18 protein-coding genes are annotated in these 20,110 nt (G+C 48.2%); 1 reads left to right on the plus strand and 17 read right to left on the minus strand.

Going from position 1 to position 20,110, the window contains the following annotated elements; translation table 11 throughout:
- Window positions 1–10: 10 nt before the first annotated feature.
- The 17 genes from HFN16_RS13890 to HFN16_RS13970 all read right to left on the minus strand — a co-directional run bounded on the left by HFN16_RS13890 (window position 11) and on the right by HFN16_RS13970 (window position 19,010).
- Complete coding sequence (locus HFN16_RS13890) at window positions 11–856, minus strand: hypothetical protein (protein WP_168891326.1); 846 nt, start codon at window positions 854–856, stop codon at window positions 11–13.
- 175 nt (window positions 857–1,031) lie between these two features.
- Window positions 1,032–1,511 (minus strand): ferritin family protein, encoded by a 480-nt coding sequence (locus HFN16_RS13895; protein ID WP_168891327.1) that lies wholly within the window; start codon window positions 1,509–1,511, stop codon window positions 1,032–1,034.
- An 82-nt stretch (window positions 1,512–1,593) separates the two neighbouring features.
- On the minus strand, window positions 1,594–2,448 hold the full coding sequence (locus HFN16_RS13900; RefSeq protein ID WP_168891328.1) for an FAD/NAD(P)-binding protein: 855 nt from the start codon (window positions 2,446–2,448) through the stop codon (window positions 1,594–1,596).
- Window positions 2,449–2,450: 2 nt separating this feature from the next.
- Window positions 2,451–3,311 carry a 4Fe-4S dicluster domain-containing protein gene (locus HFN16_RS13905; protein WP_348771050.1) on the minus strand — a complete coding sequence of 287 codons (861 nt, stop codon included), beginning with the start codon at window positions 3,309–3,311 and terminating at the stop codon, window positions 2,451–2,453.
- 197 nt (window positions 3,312–3,508) lie between these two features.
- A complete protein-coding gene (locus HFN16_RS13910; RefSeq protein WP_168891330.1) occupies window positions 3,509–4,462 on the minus strand; it encodes a 4Fe-4S dicluster domain-containing protein in 954 nt (317 codons plus the stop codon).
- Window positions 4,463–4,484: 22 nt separating this feature from the next.
- Window positions 4,485–4,937, minus strand: a complete 453-nt coding sequence (locus HFN16_RS13915) for a hydrogenase iron-sulfur subunit (protein ID WP_168891331.1) — start codon at window positions 4,935–4,937, stop codon at window positions 4,485–4,487.
- Window positions 4,904–6,883, minus strand: a complete 1,980-nt coding sequence (locus HFN16_RS13920; RefSeq protein WP_168891332.1) for a CoB--CoM heterodisulfide reductase iron-sulfur subunit A family protein — start codon at window positions 6,881–6,883, stop codon at window positions 4,904–4,906. Before HFN16_RS13920 ends, HFN16_RS13915 begins: the two co-directional genes overlap by 34 nt.
- A gap of 29 nt (window positions 6,884–6,912) precedes the next feature.
- Window positions 6,913–7,812, minus strand: coding sequence for a CoB--CoM heterodisulfide reductase iron-sulfur subunit B family protein (locus tag HFN16_RS13925; protein WP_168891333.1), 900 nt, complete (start codon window positions 7,810–7,812; stop codon window positions 6,913–6,915).
- Window positions 7,809–8,369, minus strand: coding sequence for a 4Fe-4S dicluster domain-containing protein (locus HFN16_RS13930; RefSeq protein WP_168891334.1), 561 nt, complete (start codon window positions 8,367–8,369; stop codon window positions 7,809–7,811). The genes HFN16_RS13925 and HFN16_RS13930 overlap by 4 nt, the downstream gene beginning before the upstream one ends.
- 166 nt (window positions 8,370–8,535) lie before the next feature.
- Window positions 8,536–9,717: an iron-containing alcohol dehydrogenase gene (locus tag HFN16_RS13935; protein ID WP_168891335.1), complete on the minus strand. Its 1,182-nt coding sequence runs from the start codon at window positions 9,715–9,717 to the stop codon at window positions 8,536–8,538.
- Between the two features lie 297 nt (window positions 9,718–10,014).
- Window positions 10,015–11,361, minus strand: coding sequence for a sigma-54 dependent transcriptional regulator (locus HFN16_RS13940; protein ID WP_168891336.1), 1,347 nt, complete (start codon window positions 11,359–11,361; stop codon window positions 10,015–10,017).
- A 4-nt stretch (window positions 11,362–11,365) separates the two neighbouring features.
- Window positions 11,366–12,562 (minus strand): ATP-binding protein, encoded by a 1,197-nt coding sequence (locus HFN16_RS13945; protein WP_168891337.1) that lies wholly within the window; start codon window positions 12,560–12,562, stop codon window positions 11,366–11,368.
- The gene (locus HFN16_RS13950) at window positions 12,556–13,698 is read right to left on the minus strand and encodes an iron-containing alcohol dehydrogenase (RefSeq protein WP_168891338.1); all 1,143 of its coding nucleotides are present in this window, start codon (window positions 13,696–13,698) and stop codon (window positions 12,556–12,558) included. The genes HFN16_RS13945 and HFN16_RS13950 overlap by 7 nt, the downstream gene beginning before the upstream one ends.
- A gap of 298 nt (window positions 13,699–13,996) precedes the next feature.
- Window positions 13,997–15,169: a cation:proton antiporter gene (locus HFN16_RS13955; protein WP_247648344.1), complete on the minus strand. Its 1,173-nt coding sequence runs from the start codon at window positions 15,167–15,169 to the stop codon at window positions 13,997–13,999.
- A gap of 233 nt (window positions 15,170–15,402) precedes the next feature.
- Window positions 15,403–16,179, minus strand: a complete 777-nt coding sequence (locus tag HFN16_RS13960; protein WP_168891340.1) for an ArsA-related P-loop ATPase — start codon at window positions 16,177–16,179, stop codon at window positions 15,403–15,405.
- 107 nt (window positions 16,180–16,286) lie between these two features.
- The gene (cooS, locus tag HFN16_RS13965) at window positions 16,287–18,164 is read right to left on the minus strand and encodes an anaerobic carbon-monoxide dehydrogenase catalytic subunit (RefSeq protein ID WP_168891341.1); all 1,878 of its coding nucleotides are present in this window, start codon (window positions 18,162–18,164) and stop codon (window positions 16,287–16,289) included.
- Window positions 18,165–18,353: 189 nt separating this feature from the next.
- The gene (locus HFN16_RS13970; RefSeq protein WP_168891342.1) at window positions 18,354–19,010 is read right to left on the minus strand and encodes a Crp/Fnr family transcriptional regulator; all 657 of its coding nucleotides are present in this window, start codon (window positions 19,008–19,010) and stop codon (window positions 18,354–18,356) included.
- Window positions 19,011–19,439: 429 nt separating this feature from the next.
- Between HFN16_RS13970 and HFN16_RS13975 the strand changes: the two genes are divergently transcribed.
- Window positions 19,440–20,096 carry a nitrite reductase gene (locus tag HFN16_RS13975; RefSeq protein ID WP_168891343.1) on the plus strand — a complete coding sequence of 219 codons (657 nt, stop codon included), beginning with the start codon at window positions 19,440–19,442 and terminating at the stop codon, window positions 20,094–20,096.
- The last annotated feature ends 14 nt before the right edge of the window (window positions 20,097–20,110 follow it).

The raw sequence follows: 20,110 nt of genomic DNA on the forward strand, positions 1-20,110 counted from the left end.
CCTCGTATACCTAGAGATGGATTAGGCCGCATGAGCCTTCGTTGGAACGAACGACGCGGGATATAATCTGAATTTTCGTGTTGCTGCTCCAGACTTCAACGAGGTTGGTTTTTTCAAGCAGATCGAGAGCCTTATCCAGTCGAGTATTGAAAAGGTGAGCTGTCCTAACTTTGGGGCAAGAGAGAGAATGAAGGCTATCGTGAGTAGCAGTTAAGCCACCTTTGTAGACTAGGGTCGCTCCATGAAGCCATTTGGCCAACCCATTATTTCGAAGAGATTTTCGGATTTGAAGGCAGTCGCTCATCTCATTAGTTCGGAAGGTTGTGACCACGTCGCCGTTTGTCTCGACAATAAGTCGTTCCGTGTGACTATCTACTAAGACACGGTCTATGAATCTGGTCATATAGCGGTATCCGCTTCCGATAATCTCGACGACTCCATTATGAAGCTTTCTGAGGCTATTACTTACTCGTTGGCGATTAAGGATAGTGTTGCGCATCCCTAAAGAGTGCAGCAGGTTCGCCGGCCCAAATTGAAATGGCAATGGGGTCCCATTCTTCACAGGTGAGTTCAAAGCACAGTATAGTAGCACATCCAAATCCCATTGATCGAAACGCTCGCCGGTGAAAAGGAGCTCTTTTTTACTACAAAGAGTAGGGATAGGCATAGCATGCACGAAGTCACCCCCTGCCATATATTCAGCACGGAAGAGTGCTGACATGAGGTAAGTTGCGAGAGATTGCGTGTGAAAGCAGGTCTTGGGGATTTGCGGTGTAAACGGGGAACGATTGGAGTCATATGGATCGTATGGCAGCGTGAAATCATTACGATTTTCCATGGACATGAACTGCAACATATGGCCTCCGAGTTGGTGGTTGAATTGTGGCGGGCGGTGGTTTTAGAAGAATCCTTAGTTTGGCATATGCTTTAAATTATTGAATGTATTAAGGAGAAGCGTCGAAAGAACAAAAAGATGGTTGTTTTTGACGCTTCTCCTTATCTTCTTAAGAATGTTGAAGGATTAACTCAGGCTATAGGGCCTTCAACATGGTCTGAAGACGGCTAAGGTGGAGCCGTTCTTCATCAATGCACTTTTTGACTGCATCCCTATCAGATTGAGGAACAAGTTCCTTCATTTCAGTGAAGAAGAGCATGGTGTCCTTTTCGAATCCGATAGCCATCCTGATGGCTTCCTTTTCGTCCTTAAGAACAGCCATTTGTTTGTCTACGACGTCGTCTGTAAAGAGGGTATGTGATTCAATGATGCCCTGAATGTAAGTCATGTATTCGTGCTGAGTGGCCCAAGCAGGCAATTCGATATCTCCGAGCTTGGTTTGAAGGGAGGCAAAAATCTCTTCATGCTTGGCTTCTTCGGCAGCAAGATACTCAAACAGTTCACGGCTCTTTTCACTTTGGGCAGACTCTGCCAAACGCAGGTAGAATGCGCGTCCCTTTCTTTCTATTTCAACAGCAGATTTAGCAATTTCATTGGCGTGGAAGAAGAAAGCCATGATGTCTCCTTGTATGTAATTTGAAATGAGGCCTGCCAGGATCCCCAAGTGGGAGGACTATGGTTCCCGGTAGGATGTCTCATTACAGCTCGTTAGGCAGATCCTTGAGTTCGGCATAGGTGAAAACCGGGCCATCAACACATACGTATTTTGTACCGATATTGCATCGGCCGCAGATGCCGACGCCACACTTCATCCGCTTTTCCAGCGTGGTGATGATTTGATCATCTTTGAAGCCCAGTTTGGCCAGCGCCTGGATAGTAAATTTGATCATGATTGGCGGGCCACAGGTAATGGCTACGCAGTTCTCGCTAGATGGATTCATGTCCAGCAGGACGTTGGGGATAAGCCCCACTGAGTGCTCCCAACCATCAGCTTCAGCATCGATAGTAAGGACTGTGTCCAAATCGTCGCGTTCCAGCCAGTCGGGCAGTTCATATTTGAAGGCCATGTCCTGGGGAGAACGAGCACCATAAAGCAGGGATATTTTGCCGTAGTCTTCGCGGTTGTCGAGCATGTAAAGGAGCAAGGTCCGTAAGGGAGCCATGCCTATGCCACCACCCACAAATACGATATCCTTGCCTTTGAGATCCTCGTAGGGAAACCAGTTCCCAAGAGGAGCGCGAATACCAATCTGATCACCAACAGACAGTTTGTGCAATTTCGCGGTTACTTCACCTGTCTTCATGACGCTGAACTGTAGATAGTCCATACGGGTTGGGGATGAGTTAATGACAAAAGTAGACTCTCCAGTTCCAAAAACAGAAAGCTGTCCGACTTGTCCTGGATGAAAACTGAAGTTTTTCATTTCCTCTTTGCTGTTGAGAGTCACCCGGAAAGTCTTGATGTTGGGAGTTTCCTGAATCGTCTCAATAATTGTTCCGATGGTCGGCAGGTACGGGTTGACGGTATTGGTATGTTTCGTTTCTTGAAGCATAATTATTTCTCCATCTCGACCACTTCTGCGGCCATGGCATTTACGATGACGCTTCGGATGTCCACAGAGACTGGACAACTCTTGATGCAGCGTCCACAACCGACGCAGGCAATGTTGCCGCCGTGCAGTGTGGGATAGTAGCTGAATTTGTGCCCGATACGGTTCTTAAGACGGTGAGCCTTGGTCGGGCGTGGATTGTGTCCGCTGGCTTCCATGGTGAACTGGCTAGACATGCAGTTATCCCATGTTCTCAGGCGAACGCCTTCCATACCACAGGCCTCATCTGTGATGTTAAAGCAGTAGCAGGTTGGGCAAAGGTAGGTACAGGTGCCACAGCTGATGCATTTTGCAGACATGCTTTCCCAAAAGTCGGCATTGTCGAAGAGACCGAGAAGTTGCTCAGGGGCTTTGTCGAGTTGAGGGGCTTCAGGCATGTTGTCTTCAGCTTTGGATTTGACCTCAGCTGCTTCATTCACTCGATCTGCTCCGTCAGTGAGGATGGCGCTCAGCATGAGTACTTCGCCACGTTCAGTGATTGCTTCTACCAGCCAACCATCGGTCAGCGGGGTCATTTGAACGTCAGCGCCATCTGCTGAAGCGGGGCTGCCTCCAACCCAATTGCAAAAGCAGGTTGTGGCTGGTTTTTCACATACCAAGCTAATAAGCACAGTGTTTTCACGTCGTGCAAGATAGTTTTGGTCGGTGATGGAATCTTTGAGGTAGACTCGATCAAAGGTATTGAACCCCGCTGCATCACAGCTTCTACAGCCAATGACGACAGCAGGGGAGTCATCCACTTTTTCCTTTATCTCAAGCTTGACTTTGCCCAAGTCTTCTTGGTCTTTGGTCTGCTTGTATGACATCAAGGGCTCACACTGGGGAAATACCGCAGCTTTTGGGGATGCCGTTGCTCGGAGAGACAGTTCCGGGGTAACGCCAGATTCATATGGTCTGAAAACTATTGCTTGATTCTTCCGTTGAGGGACGAAAGTACGATAGGTTTCGGATAACTCTTCCAGCCATGAAACGAGACTGTTGGTTGCAAGGAATTTGGCTGCCATTACCATCCCCTCTCGTTGATGTTTTCTTCTTCAACCTTGAAAGCCTGCAGCGGTGGAGTGGCGTCGATCAGGGTTCCTGCCTTATAGTCAAAGAGCTCGTCGATTTCCTTGTTGAGCTTGCGTTTCAGCAGCAGCAGCGGAATTCCTACAGGACAAGAACGCTCACATTCCCCACATTCAGTGCAGCGGCCAGCCAAATGCATGGCATGGATCATTTGGAAGAACCATTTATTCTCGACAGTATCTTCTTGAGTAAGCCAATGCGGATCTCGACTTTGAGCTACGCAGTGGTCTTTGCAAACGCACATTGGACATGCGTTGCGACAGGCGTAACAACGGACACATTTGTCCATTTCTCCCATCCAGAAGGCTCGACGTTCCTCTTCGGATTTTTGTTCAAACGCTATCACATCATCGTAGTTGTCTTCTTTGGGCTCGTTTTTAGGCTCACCAATGAAAACGTTGGAGATGAGTGGAGTGTTGTACTGGCAGCGTCCACATTTGGATGCGGCTATATCCTCGAATTTGAGGTTGTATGTTTTACCATCAGCAGTAACTTTTACAGTCTCGGCGTTTGCCTCAACTGCTTCAACATAATCGAGGTCACCAACTGCGTTTTGGATTTTGCGGATAGACACGACACCGTCGCAAGGCATGGAGAAAATGGTCAGGTCATCCTGGTTGATCAGTTTTTCCTGCAATAATTCCACAATAGAGCGACTATCGCACCCTTTGACCACTATGCCGACTTTTTTACCCTTGAGATTGGGTAAGTAGGTGGCAAGGTTGTGGACACAGAGAGGGCTCCAGATGAGTTTGTCTATGTCTGCTTCTGAACGCATAAAGATGGGACTCGTCCGTAACGGATCAAAGCCTTGTTCCCAGCCAATGACCATGTCGAGATCAGGCAGATGTTCCTTTATGGCCGATTTCAATTCTTCTAAATTAGGCATTATATTCTCCAATAAAATGGCATCAAAGGATGGCTTCAGCCTGCTTGATAAGGGCCGGATTCAGTACAGGAGCAGGGCCTAGCTCATGAATTCGTTCAGTAAATGAGGAGACAACAGTCTTCCATTTTTGACCTTCGGAAGCAGAGACCCAAGTGTACTCAAAGCGACGTTCATCAATGCCGAGAATGGGCAGGAATCTTTTGAGCACTTCAAGTCGGCGTCTAGCGTAGAAGTTGCCTTCGGAGTAGTGACAGTCTCTTGGGTGGCAACCTGAAACGAGTACTCCGTCTGCACCGTTGACCAAGCTCTTGAGAACGAACAGCGGGTCAATGCGGCCAGAGCAGGGCACACGGATGATGCGCAGGTCGGTTGGCTGCTGAAAGCGGCCTACTCCGGCGGTGTCAGCACCGCCATAAGAGCACCAGTTGCAAAGGAAACCTACTATTCGTAATTCTGTACCGGTGACATCTGACATATAGCATTGACCTCCGCGAGGATCTGGTTGTCGGTGAAGTGTTGTAACTGAATGGCTCCCTGAGGACAGGTGGATGTGCAGATGCCGCATCCTTGGCAGATCGTTTCAATGACGTCAGCCTTAACCATGCCTCGGAAATCCATTTCATTAATGGCACCGAAGGGACAGGTTTGGATGCACTTGCCGCAGCCAACGCAGCGTTTGATGTCCACTGCGGAAACTTGTGGGTCGCTTTCCAACATGTCTTTGGAGAACAGGGACATTACCTTGGATGCAGCTGCGCTGCCTTGTCCAACAGATGAGGGAATATCCTTAGGGCCCTGACAAGCGCCAGCGAGATAGACGCCAGCTGTATTTGTTTCCACAGGGCGAAGTTTGGGATGGCTTTCCATATAGAAGCCATAGTTGTCGTATGAGATACGCAGCTTCTCTGCAAGTTGAGGAGCGCCTTTAGCGGCTTCTGCACCCACAGCTAAGACTACGAGATCGGCTTCGATTTCTACCTGGGCGCCCATGAGGGTGTCGGCACCTCGGACGATATACTTATCGCCTTTTGGGTAGATCATGGCGACACGACCTCGAATATATTTAGTATCGTATTCTTCCATGGCACGGCGGGTGAACTCATCGTAGAGCTTTCCTGGTGCACGAATGTCCATATAGAAAACATAGGACTGGGATTCGGGCATGTGGTCTTTCGTCAGGATGGCCTGTTTGGCAGTATACATGCAGCAGAACCCAGAACAGTATGGTCTCCCTACTGATTTGTCACGAGACCCGACACACTGGATAAAAACGACGTCCTTTGGTTCTTTGCCGTCAGAAGGACGCTTAATGTGTCCGCCGGTGGGGCCGGAGGCCGAGAGCAACCGCTCGTACTGCATTGAGGTGATGACGTCTGGATAGCGGCCGCCCCCGTACTCTCCGTAACGAGTGAAATCGAAGAGGTCGTAGCCTGTGGCTGCAATGATGGCACCTACAGGCTCTTCAATTGTCTCGTTCTGCTGTTCGAATCTTATGGCACTAGTGGGGCATACCTTTTCACATACACCGCACTTGCCTTTCGTCAATTTCATGCAGAATTCCGGATCGATAACGGCCTTTTTGGGAATGGCCTGGGGGAAAGGAATATTGATAGCAGTAGTGGTTCCAATGCCTTCGTTGAAGTAGTCCGTTGACTTTTTACTAGGACATTTTTCCATACAGAGGCCGCAACCTGTGCAAGCCTGATTGTCCACATAGGTTGCCTTCCGATTAATGGAAACGGTGAAGTTGCCTACGTATCCCTTGATATCACTTATCTCTGCACTAGTGTGAAGAGTAATATTTGGATGTTGTGCCACATCCACCATTTTGGGTCCAAGAATGCAGCTTGAACAGTCTACAGTTGGGAAGGTCTTGTCCAGCTTGGCCATTTTGCCGCCAATGGACGAAGTCTTTTCCACGAGAATGACTTCAAGGCCGCCGTCAGCACAGTCGAGTGCGGCTTGAATCCCAGCAACGCCGCCACCTACTACGAGGACACGTTTGTTGATAGAGAATGATTTGGGTGTGAGTTCCTGGTCGTGAGTGAGTTTGGCTGCTGCCATGGCGACCAGGTCAATGGCTTTTCGAGTGTTGGCCTCTACGTCTTTGCCGATCCACGAGACGTGTTCGCGGATGTTGGCCATTTCAAACATATAGCGATTGAGTCCCGCGCGCTCCACAGTCTTGCGGAAGGTGGCCTCATGCATGCGAGGTGTGCAGGATGCAACGACAACACCGTCAAGTTTATGTTCCTTGATGGCATTAATAATGCCATCCTGTCCGGGTTCAGAACAAGCGTAGAGTGTGTCACTGGCAAAAGCCACATTGGGCAGGTTACGTGCCTGCTCTGCAACTGTGGCCACATCAACGGTTCCGGCAATATTACTGCCGCAATGGCAAACGAATACTCCAATTTTCATGATGACTGATGCTCCTTAGGTGGTCCCGTTTACGAGGCTTCAGCCCGCTGGGGCTCTCTGAGTGAATAAAAAACCTTGTTCGGGCTAACACACAACTTGTTCAGCATCAGATCCTCGTCATTCAGGCCAAGGGCCATCCCGAGAAGTTGTGTGTAGTAGAAGATAGGCATTTCGTGATGGCTTTTATTGGCGCGATTTACCTGGCTTTGTCTGAGGTCCAGGTTCATTTGGCATAAGGGGCATGCCGTGACCATAGATGTAGCGCCACAGTCTGCGGCCATATCCAGAAGCTTACCGGAGAGGGTGGTGACCATCTCTTTTTTGGCTACTCCATAAGAGGCTCCACAACACTCTACCTTGAGAGGAAAAGGCATTACTTCTGCCCCTGCAGCTTCCATCAGCACGTCCATGGCAATGGGATTCTCACAGTCGTCAAAATTCATAATTTTAGGCGGTCTGTTCATGATGCAGCCGTAGTAAGGAGCGACCTTGATCCCCTTGAGGGGAATGGTTGTTTTGTTTTTGATCGCATCAGGGCCAACTTTCTCGAACAGAACCTGGAGAACGGACATGATCGGCAGGTCGTTGCGACAAGGGGTGTCGAGTAATTTATTTACCTTGTTTTTGAATCCCTCGTCTCGCATGCGGTAGCTTGCGGTCTTGAGGTTGGTAAGGCAACTGGGGCAGGGAGTAATGATTCCTTGCACATCCAAGCTCTCAGCTTGTGCGATGTTTCGTGCTGAGAGGGCTCCAGATAGAGTGTGGTCCACTGTGTGGGCCGGAGTAGAGCCACAACAGCTCCAGTCGGGAATGTCGATGAGTTTTATGCCCAGTGCTGCACAAAGAGCCCGGGTAGAGCGATCGTATTCCAATGAAGTTCCCAGGCCGGAACAGCCAGGGTAGTAAGCGTAGACCAGGGAAGAACTCACGACTTGTACTCCTGATTGTAACGTTCAAAAATTTTGGCGACTTCCTCTTTGCCGACGATGTCGTGAGGCTTGAGGCCCAGCTTGCCTTTGGGGATGACTTTCAATCCGAGATCCATATCGGTGAAAATACGGCCTGTTTTAGCCATGTATTCGCCCATAACTCCTACTTCGAAGACTCTTCCATGCCGTTTTACTGAATTGAGGAAAGAATCCCAGAAAGTCTTGATTTGGGGCTCTGGCTCATAGCCTTCTTCACGCGCCATATGTCGTAGAACGTCCATGACGTGAGCAACGTCGATTTCGTTGGGGCAGCGAGTAGTGCAGGATTCACAGGTTGCGCAAAGCCAGATGGAGCTGCAGGAAAGGGCTTCTTCCTTAAGTCCTGCTTGGACATAGCGCATGATCTTACTTACTGGGATGTCGTAAAAGGTTGTGTACGGACATCCCGCGGTACAGTTTCCGCATTGATAGCAGAGACTGATGTTCTGACCGCTCCTTTTCTGAACTTCATTTATGAATTCAGTGTTTATGGAGCCGTTCAGTCGGAAGTTGTTCATAATCCTTACCCGTTTGGTTATGCCGTGAGGTCCGGCGTTTTTCCGAGGTAGAACCCATCAAGTATAGAATGTGGGGCCCCGAAATTTCACAGGCGAATCGAAAGTTGTCAATATGTCGCCCGGAGGAAATTTAATTTTTCCTCCTCCGGGCGAGCTAACTGACCGATTACATTGCAGCTTTGTAGATGGCGGCAACGTCGTTGTCGTTGGGACGTCGGGGATTGGTCAAACCGCAGGCATCTTTCTGTGCATTGGCGGTCATTATGGAGATGTCCTGCTCCTTAACATCCTTGCCGTAGCGGTTGCCGAGTTCGACGAGGCCGGACGGAATACCTACATCGGAGGAGAGACGGCGGATAGCATCCAAGCTCTTTTCTGCAGCTTCAATGGGAGCGAGGCCTTCAACCGATTCACCCATGATTTCGGCCAGTTTGGCGAAACGATCAACCTTTGCGATGAGGTTGAACTTAGAGACGTGGGGCAGCAGGATGGCGTTACATTCGCCGTGAGGCAGATCATAGAAACCACCCAACTGGTGGGCCATAGCGTGAACGTGACCCAGAGAAGCGTTGTTAAAAGCCATACCTGCGAGGTACTGTGCAAAACACATTTTTTCGCGAGCATCGAGGTCGCCACCGTTGGCAACTGCAGGACGCAGATAGTTGAAGATAAGGTCGATGGCCTTTTCTGCGCATGCATCGGTCATGGGAGTGGCGATGGTGGATACATAGGCTTCGACTGCGTGAGTCAGGGCATCCATACCGGTGGCGGCGGTCAATGCCGGGGGCATGCCAACCATCAGCAGCGGGTCATCAAGAGCGATGCCAGGGGTGACGTGCCAGTCCACGATAGCCATCTTAACCTTACGGGAAAGATCGGTGATGATGCAGAAACGAGTCATTTCAGAAGCGGTTCCAGCAGTAGTATTCACTGCAACGTAAGGCGGCAGGGGATTTTTGGATTTATCCACGCCTTCGTAGTCATGAATCTTGCCGCCGTTGGAAACGACGAGACCGATGCCCTTGCCGCAGTCGTGGGAAGATCCGCCACCCAAGGTGATCAGGCTGTCGCACTTGGCTTTCTTGTAAAGGTCAACGCCTTCATGGACATTTGCATCAGTCGGGTTGGGGATGGTCTTGTCGTACACTTCGTATTTCATCTTGGCATCATCCAGCAGGTCAGTGATCTGCTTCAGAATACCGGCACCGACGATGCCCTGGTCAGTAACGATGAGAGGTTTTTTACCACCAAGATCACGGATCTTTCCGGGGATTTCTTTAGAGGCGCCAATGCCAACGAGGGTAACGCTGGGAATGAAAAATCCGTAAACCTGTTCCTGTACAGCCATGATACAACTCCTGATTAAGGTTGACACGTTACGGAGCGTCCGTAGGAAGCTCTCAGCTAGTTGGTCCCCCATTAAGCAAGCTGTGGGCCAATTGATTATTGTGTGTTTTTACAGTGTGTTGTGTTTTTGTAGTTAATGCTGATGATGGATGCGTGGGCCAAAACGACTCACTCCCCTGTGCCAGAGCAAAGGGGAGTGATAAGAATGTCTATGAACAGACTGTATTTACATCATTTTTTGAAGATGTCAGAATGACACTCAATGAGATGAAGTTGAGTCAACTGTGTCAATTGAGGGCTACTGGGGTAGGATCTCATACTTGTTGATTTTGCGATAAAGTGTCTTCCGGCCAATCCCAAGAGCTTCTGCCGCTTTTTGTTTGTTATTATCATAATATTTTAAAATTCGAATGATATGACTACGTTCCATTGATTCCAGAGACATTGGAGGCGTGTCGCTGCAGATATTATTACAGTCAAGTATTTCTTTAGGAAGGGCATGCTCAGTGATGACGTTGTTGTCTGTCAGGATGAGTGCCCGTTCAAGTACATTTCGCAGCTCACGGATGTTACCCGGCCAGTCATAGCTCATGAGAAGATTCATGGCTTTGTCTGATACGGCTGTATGTTTGGAGTCTGGGTTTATGGTATCTAGAAAAAAATCCACCAGTAGGGGAATATCTTCCTTGCGTTTTTTTAGCCGTGGTATGTGGATGTTGAAGACATTGATGCGATGAAAAAGGGCTTCGTTAAACTGTCCATCTTCAACTGCTTTGGCGAGATTACGGTTCGTGGCAAAGAGGAATCGCAAGTCGGCACGACGTTCTTCGTTTTCCCCCATGCGTCGATACGTTTTGGTTTCAATGACTCGCAGCAGAGAGGCTTGAACATCTTCGGGGATATCTCCGATCTCGTCGAGGAAGAGTGTTCCATTATGAGCAAGGGGAATGAGTCCTTCACGTGCCTCTGAAGCTCCTGTAAATGCTCCTTTTTTGTGTCCGAACAACTCCGAGCGAACTAAATTACGTTCAAGCATTGCGCAATTCTTAATAATCAACGGATGTGATTTGCGTAGGCTCATGGAATGTATCTTTCTGGCCACGACGTCTTTTCCCGCTCCACTTTCACCCGTTATGAGCACGGGGACTTCTGAGTTGCGAAGCTTGTCGATTAGAAAGTTGATTTGTTCAATTGGGGCGGATTTCCCAACCAGACGCAGACCACTTTCTTCTGATTTGTGAGTATGGCGAAGTCCACGATTTTCGCGTTGTAACTCGACTCGTTGGAACGCGCGATCAAGAACCAATTCCAATCTATCGAGTTTGAAAGGTTTGGTGATGTAGTCGTATACTCCTATTCGCATAGCTTCTACGGCATTATCGATGTCGCCGTGTCCAGTGATAAGGATAATTTCTACATCGGGTGATTGAGCCTTGAATTCAGTATACAAGTCCATGCCGTCACCATCGGGGAGTTTGATGTCCAAAATGAGGACATCGTACTCTTGTTTGGCAAACATGGAGCGGGCTTGAAGGGCACTGCTCGCCGTATGAACTGTTCGTTCTGGGGAATTAAGCTCTTTTTCAAGCAGCATGAGGATGCTGCTTTCGTCATCTACTGCGAGAACTCTATATGGTATTTGCATGCTTCTACGGGTGGCTAGGAAGTGAGACGATGAACTTTGAACCTTTGCCTAATTCGCTGATAACTTCTATTTCGCCATGATGATCTTTGACGATGTTGTAGCAGGTGGAAAGGCCAATTCCGATGCCTTTGCCCACTGGTTTAGTTGTAAAGAAGGGGTCGAAAAGCTTGTGGCGAATAGCGGGGTCAATGCCTTTTCCTGTATCTTCTACTTCTAAGACGACCCAGTCTTGGTCTTTGGGGTAAGTTCTGACTATCAATTCTCCAGGAGCTTCCCCTATAGCGTCACTGGCGTTAGTTAGTAGATTGAGGATAACCTGCTTCATTTGAGGTTCATCTGCTTTGATATGAAGGTTGTTGGTTAGGTCTAATGTCAGTTTGATGTTTGCGGAACGACGCAAGTGGAAGCCGACGAGTGCAATGGTCTCTTCGATAAGCGAATTAAGAAAGACTATGTGGAAGACCGATGAGCAAGGGTGCCCAAAACTGAGTAGGCTTTTAACGATGTCTTGGCAGCGGTTACACTCTTTGAGAATGATTTGTGTGCTGCATTCGAAATCCTCTGCCAGTTCTTGAGGCAGTTTGTCTCCATATTTGGCCAGCCTGCGTTGAATGCCCTCAGCAAAACCAGAGATTGCCATGAGAGGGTTGTTGACTTCGTGGGCGACACCGGTTGCCAATGTACCAACCGTAGCCATCTTTTCTGCTTGGTAGTATTTGGCTTGGTATTCTTTTTCTAACGTGACATCTCGCTTGAAAATTAGAACGCGGTTTTCTGATAAGTTTGGGCTTTTCAGAGGAGAGGCAATCATTTCAAACTGTCTGTTTTGGTTGTTGACTCTAAAGGTTGCGATGTCTTTGCAAACAGTATTGGTGCTGAGTGAATTGAAGGCAGGGCATTCTGCACAGGCCTTGTTGGATTGCCGAAATACTTTGTAACAGTACTCACCTTTGAATTGATCTTCTTTCCCGAAAAGCTTCTCAAATTCGTGGTTGACGGAAATAATGCGCAAATCTTCAGAGAGAACCATCATGATATCGGTAATACCATCGAGGATAGCCGCTATCTCTCTACGTTGACTTTCAGACTCCTCGTGGGATGCTTTCAATTCTTCAATAGTCTTCTGCAACTCTTGAAAGAAACCAAGCTTTGTATGCTCGATCCCAATGAGATCGGTGAGGGTTGTCTGATCCATTACCATGCCTCCTCGCAGATGGTCATCAAATCTTGCCATTCGGCTAAACGAGGGTTGGTAAGATTGCAGGCATCGTTTGTTGCTGTTTTGCAGATGCTTTCCAGCATGGTCTTGTCGGGGACGAGATGCCTGAGTTCTGTATTGAGATCAAAACTTTTGAAAAGGTCTTCAAGGTGGTTGATGCCCAATTCCGCAGAACGCGTATCCGGACAAATGCGTGATCCAGCAATAATCTGGCCTACCTGTGCCATTTTTCCCATGCAGGAAGGCATATTGTATCGCATTACGGATGTTAGAAGTACGGGATGAACCCAACCGTGTAAGACGTCGCATATCCCACCAAGAGAATGAGCGATGGCGTGAAGTGAGCCCAGCCCTGCATTACTGAAGGACATCCCTGCAGCTGTGCTGGCGATTGAGAGTTGTTCCATTGCCTGGATGCTCTTTGTATCTGCAGCGGGACCGATGTTGTTGATTATAAGTTCGATAGCTTTCAGCGCTTGAATCTCAGTAAAAGGAGAAGCTAGTTTGGAAACATAGGACTCAATGGCGTGGGCTAGAGCGTCTGCAGCAGCGGCTAGGATGAGGCTGCGGCTTTGTGTAACCAGTATCTGTGGATCGATTATGGAGATGTTTGGAACTAACGTGCGGCTAATAATCGACATCTTCACCTCGCGTTCCATATCTGTGATGATACAGTACTGTGAGATATCTGAGCTACTGCCAGCTGTGCTAGGGACTAAGATCATGGGCGGTAGAGGGCGTTTAATCTTATTGGCGCCTTCATAGTCGCTAATCTTGCCGCCATTGCCGACAATGACGCCTATGCCCTTGGCTGCATCCATAGGACTGCCTCCGCCCAAGGCGACGATCACATCGCAGTTTTCCTTTTCATACAACTCTGCTCCTTCGTGGACTTGGCAATCACGAGGGTTGGAGTTGACGTCACTGAAATAGACGCAATCCATGTTGTTGGCTTTAAGGATTCCCTTAACCAGTTCGACCCATCCAGCTTCTTCCAATCCGCTGTCACTGACGAATAGAACTCTTTTCGCACCGAGGCGTCTGGCACATTGAGGTAAGTGAGTAATGGAGCCGTGGCCAAAGATGATGTCGGGTATGGCGAACTTGGTGCTGAGCACTGATATTTCTCCCGTAAAAACTTTGATCGGTCTCCTCGCAGGAGAGTCGAAATGAGTTGTTTCAACTATTGATGATGATCCTAGGAGGACTGATTTTGGGCGCTACTATGCGTCTATATCCGAAGAAAAGTCTAGTCATGTTGACATTTTTTTAATGCGCCTACTTACCGATTGGATGATGCATGTAGGAGGGAAGATGCTAGTAAATGAGAGTCGAGTTTTTGTGGAATATTCAAGATTGTCGGTGGGATAGGGTGGGGTGTTGAAAGGCCGTTGTGTGGTCAGATATAGTGAGTGATCAGCTCTTGTTTTTTTTACGTTGTTTCAACTCTTTGCGACGACAGATTTGTAAGTGCTCATCTCTTCTGCATCCCATGTGAATAGCCCACTTGAGGCCAAATGGGGCCATTAAGGTCGTAACAAAAGCCATTAGTACCAGTGCGGAGAACTGAGTGTCTGTTAGAAGTGGAGAGCTAATGATGCCTGCTTTTATAAGTTTATTACTATGTCCAATTACTACTGCAGCGACCACTAACTCAACTGCGCCACGGCCGTTCATGCCAAATCCGATGATGATGGATTCCCACCGGGATCGACCGAATGGTCTGGCGGCAATGCCGCATCCAAAGAGTTTGCCAACTACTGCCGTTGCTATAAGTACAATGGTAAAAATGACAAAGTTCATAGATGGAACGAAATGGATGTGGAATGAGAGGGTGGCAAAAAATATAGGGACAAGAGATCCATAACTAAGACCGTAGAAACGATCGAAAATGGCGTTGTGGACAGCTTCGTCATAATAGGTCTCGTGCTGCATAAGCTGTCCTGCCAGGAAGGCACCAATTACCATGTGCAATCCAGCCAACTCGGCCAGAAGGGCCATAAAAAGCGCCATCAGCATTGCCAAGGTGAAGGCTTGTGCTTCCATCTTGTGAAACTTGAGCCGAATCTTTGGAACCAACCAGTTACCCACATAGAAGGTGCCTACGAAAAATATGATTACTTTGAGCAGTACTATCAATATGGGGACGAATTCGAATGTTCCAGTTTGAGTGATTCCAAGCAATACTGATAATCCCATGAGCGACAGGATGTCGTCCACGATGGCAGCACCTATGATGATGTGTCCCATGTGGCTATTGGCCAGTCCCATATCGTGAAGGATGACAGATTGTACGGCTATAGCAGTTATGGATAATCCTAGTCCGACGAATAAGCTTTGATAGATTGTGCTCCCGAATAGCTGGCATATGACTACGCCAAGAGCAAATGGGAGTATGAAGCCTGAGATTGCTACGGCAATTGATGTGCCGGCATTACTCAGCATGTCACGGATATCCAACTCCATTCCTGTATGGAACATCACTAGAAAAATTCCGATCTCTGCGAATATCTCAAGGGCGTGGGAAGGCTCAATTAAGCCGAGGACTGGCGGTCCGAGAAGCATGCCTGATAGGAGTTGGCCGATCATTGAAGGGAGTCCGAATCGTTTAAACACGCTTCCGATTATCCAACTGCATATCAATATGAGTAGCAGATCTATGAGCAGTTGGGTTGTAATCAAAGGCTCCTCCAGAAATGAGTAAGGATAATTCTAATACAATTATATGCATTTTGGAGAAATCTACAACAAGCATTGATACTATACGTTGTGAATAGAAAAGGGCACCACTCTGTGGTGCCCTAGTTTGCGGTAGTTAACCCTTAGTTGCTTAATAGGTCTAAAATCCGCTGTATTGTTTTATCTAGCTCTTCATTTTCAGGTAGTCCGAGGACGGAAGCGTTGGTCATTTGCCTCTCAATCAAACCTTTAAGTGGGGGGATTGATAAATGCTGGCTAGGAAGACCATCCAAGATTGGTGGATCGCCATCAATGTGACGGTTGAGGACAAGTACTTGGTTGTCGAGGCCGAGGTCCCGAGCCATACGTCCAACTTCTGCACCGGTTTGAAGACTGCGCATGCTAGGTTCAGAAACCACAACCAAGCCATCAACATGGGTGACAGTTCCACGTCCAAGATGTTCAACTCCTGCCTCAAGGTCCACTAACACCCATGCATTACTGTCAATCACGATGTGGGCCAGCAATGCTTTGAGCAGGGCATTTGCATCACATGCACACCCCCCTCCAGCATTGGTAACGGCTCCCATGACCAAGAGACGTTTGCGGCCTGGTGATACACCGTGAATCGGTTCATTGCCCAATGGAATCTCAATGGCAAGTGATTCGGGGAGGTCGTTTACGTCCGGATTGAGATTCAGGAAGCCGCCTTCATGGATTCGTTCACGGACAAGGTCTTCACGTTGGATGAGAGGGGGTGGAAGCGCTTTTGGGGGAATTCCCGAAGCTTGTCCAAGCGAGAGGGCAGTGTCAGCATCAACCATCCATACGTCATGACCATTTCTTGCAAGCCAATCTGCGATCCAAGATGTCAAAGACGTCTTTCCAACACCGCCTTTTCCGGCAAACGCAATTTTCATGAAAACTCCGAAGTCGTATTAGTGAGAGCGCCAGGAGTGGGAAGGAGAAGGAACATTCCCTTGTCATTTGATCCTCCTCCTCCCCAGGCTGTTAGGTAAGTGCCTTTCTATTCGCTTAGACCGAGGCCTTTACGTTTTGCTTTGATACGTTCATCGAACATTTCAGCGGTTTTGACCGGGTCAGGTTCGATAAAGAAGGTTGCGCCTACAAGGTCTTCCAGTCCTTTGACAGCCAAATTGGTAACAGTTTCTGATCCTAGAATGTTCGGAGGGTGTCCGAGGTGAGTGTATACACCAGAAGCAACGGCGTAGAGACCGATAGCTGCTGCTTTTTCAGAGTACCACTCTGGTGAAGAGGCCCCAACTGGAAGATCAGAGATGTCAACGCCAAGTTCATTGGCCAGAGCCGCGCAAAGCTGCAGCACTCGGGAGTTATCAACGCAAGATCCATAGTGGAGAACCGGCGGAATGCCCAAAGCCCCGCAGATTTTTTTCAGGCCAGGACCAGCCATCTCAATAGCTTCTGGTACGAGAAGTCCTGCCTTACCTGCGGCAGTCGTGACACAGCCAGTGGCAAGTACGAGAATATCTTTTTTGATAAGTTCCTTAGCAAGACCAACATTCATGGAATCCTGTTGGAATTTGGGATTGTTGCAGCCTACGATTGCGACTGCACCTCGAATATCACCGCCTGCAATAGCGTCGATGAGTGGTTTAAGGGAACCTCCGAGAGCCTCAATGACTGCTTCGTTTGAAAAACCTGTCATGATTGATACCGGTTCGCAGGGGATATCAACACGACCAGCATCGCGTTCAGCGAAGCCTTCGACTGCCATTGATACGATTTCTTTGGCCTGCTGCATGGCAGTTGTATGTTGGAAATCAACATGAATACCGCCAGTAAAGCGGGCTTTGTTGGCGGTATCGATGAACTTGGTGTGGTAACAACCAGAGATTTGGACCAAGGAGGGCATGATACATTGATAATCGACAACAATGGCTTCTACCGCGCCGGTGATGATCGCTAGTTCGGTCATTAAGTGGTTGCCGGCCATGGGTATACCTTGGCGCATTAGTAGTTCGTTTCCAGTGCAGCACAATCCCCCGACATTGATACCGGTGGCACCGAGCTCTTTCGCTCTGTCAATAAGTTTTGGATCTCGAGCTGCCGCTAGAATCATTTCAGAGACGACGGGGTTATGCCCATGTACCAGGATATTGACCTTGTCTTCCTTGATAATACCGAGATTCGCAGTAGACATGCTTGGCTTTGGGGTACCGAATATGACATCGGAGAGTTCTGTGCCAATCATGGAGCCGCCCCAGCCATCGGACAAAGAGGTGCGGGCTGCATGGATGAGTGTATTTGGGGCGTCATTGTCGCAACCCATGTGAGTGCGGTGCATCATTTCCGCGATTTCACGGTCAACTCCACGGGGAGTCATGCCCAGCTTGTGCCATATTTCTTTGCGTTTTTCAGGTACGCGAGTGAGGAAGGCGACTTCCTTTTTTCGAGAACCGAAGTCGGCAAAGAAACACTCCATAGCGTCGCGCGCAATGTCCATCAATTCGCGGCCTTCGGTTTTTATGCCGACTTCGGCTGCAATGCGAATCAGTTTGTCAGCGTCTTTAATGGAGTAATCCTTGGTCTCTCCTTCGACGATAGCCTCAAGAACTTCGATCAGATCACGGCCGTGGTCTGAGTGACCTGCAGATCCACCAGCGACAAAACGTCCAAAATTACGAGCCACAACGACATCTGCATCAGCACCGCAGACTCCTCGAGGCATTTTCTTGCTAATGCGACAAGGCCCCATCGTACAGTTGCGACAGGTGGTGCCTAGTTCGCAGAATTTGCAGTGTGGAGTCTGTTGAGCAAGGCGTTCGTGAACAGTTTCTATGCCCTCGGCCCTCGCTTTTTTGATCATTGCTTTGGCATCGTCCCAGATGGTCAAATCATCAATGGGTTTCGGTTCTTTTGCCATGGTACCTCCATACCTGTTTCCCGGGAAAAGGACTTTCGCAACCCGGTAGAAAAAATGAATACTCCTCAGCTTCTGAGTCGGAATCTATTACTTTCATCATGTTTTGTATGTCGGGTAGCCGACAATTGGCAGCGAAAAATCAAAAAAATAACCCAGACTTGTTGTCCGGGTTATTGAGAGGTCGCGGTGCTACCTTTTTTCTGCTGCGCTTTTTTCTAAGGCGACTAGGTCTGGAATGAGATATTTCCCTCGCCCCATTTTTTGGATGAGGGCTGCTCGAACCATGTCGTTAAGGAGAGTGGAAACCGTTTGTCGGGTGGCCCCCATTAGCAGTGCAAGTTGCTCCATAGTGAGATCAAGAGAAATAAGTATTCCTTCTTTGTGTTCAACTCCTGATTGCCGAGCTTCCATCAAGATGTAGTCCATTAACCGAGCATAGATATCCTTGAATGCAAGTCCTCCAATGATCGAGAAAGAATTTTGGAGAATGTGCCCGAGTACTCTAACCATAGTACGTGTAAACATTGGAACTCGGTCCATGACTGTTTTGACTCGGTGAACATCGGCAACTAACAGTTCTGTGTTGTCGAAGGCCTGTATGAAGCAGCCTGCATGGGTAGAATAAAGGTCACCAGGGTTCAGAATGGCAAGCGTAAATTCTTTATCCTCATATGTGAGGTAAACCCTTACTCGACCATTGGTGATAACGAAAACAAGATTATCCATTTCATCAGGGGTGTAGATCACCGCACCCTTTGAAAAAGTTCGTTGATTAAAGATGGATTTGAGTTCTGAGAGCTCTGGTCTCGCCAGTTCATCTAACAGATTGACTCCGGAGAACTTCATGCTTCCTCACATATTTAGATTAATAATGTATGACGCTAGCATGATTGTCGATAGTCGTCGAACAGATGGGTTGATACTTCTCATCCTTTTGACGTGCCAACAAACTATAATGATACAGGCAGCGTAGAAATGCTTGATAAAGCGATTTGAAAAAGGATTGTTGATGAAATTTATCAACTTTTGTCACAAGATGTGAGGTTTGCCTTAAACCAATCAGATACTGATGCCCCTAACAGTTGCCGCCAAAGCATGTGAATTTAAATATTGTTTGAGTACTGTTATTTGTATCCCGATGAGCCATTGATAATGGTGGCATCTAGGTGTCGCATTCTTTAACAATTACCCCAAGGTTGTTGACCTTTGGCACAAAGTCCGTATGAATTTGCGTGGCGAATGCCGCTATGAAAGTTTATACTAAAGGAGCCATTTATGGATAAAAACGTTTCCGAATCCCTGATTGTTATGCCTGTAGAGCGTAAAGACGGCACTTATGCTCTTCGCCTTTGCTTGAATCAGGGCCTACTAACTCCTGGTCAGACTCGTCGTGTTTTGGAAGTGATGGAGACTCATGACGGTACATCCCTGCGTGCAACGACTGGGCAACGAATGAATCTTGAGGGAGTCCCAAAGGAAAAATTGGACGAGGTGGTTGCAGCTCTTGGTACTTCTATTCCCAAATGTCCTCCCGGTGTTTCCGTTTGTCCTGGTGGTGAGCTGTGCAAATACGGTCAACAAGAGACCCGTGAAATCGGTGATCGAGTATTGGACGTGATTAAAGCAAACGGTCCATATCCATTTAAGATCAAAAGTGGAGTGTCCGGTTGTGGTATGGCCTGTGGACTGAGCTTTGTTCGTGACATCGGATTGGTTGCAATTTCAAAAGGGTGGAATGTGCTCTATGGTGGTTCCGCGCGTCACCGTGCTGCTCCGGGGGTAAGACTAGCTAAGGGCGTGTCTGAAGATGAAGCTCTTGCATTCATCGAAAAGGGTCTCATTTACTACCGTGAAAACGCTAGAAAGGGCGAACGTATTGGCATGATGGTTCGTCGATTGGGGGCGGAAGTAATAGTGGATGCGCTGAAGTAGAATACTTAATTTCA

The organism is Pseudodesulfovibrio sp. zrk46 (assembly GCF_012516435.1).
Classification (GTDB): domain Bacteria; phylum Desulfobacterota; class Desulfovibrionia; order Desulfovibrionales; family Desulfovibrionaceae; genus Pseudodesulfovibrio.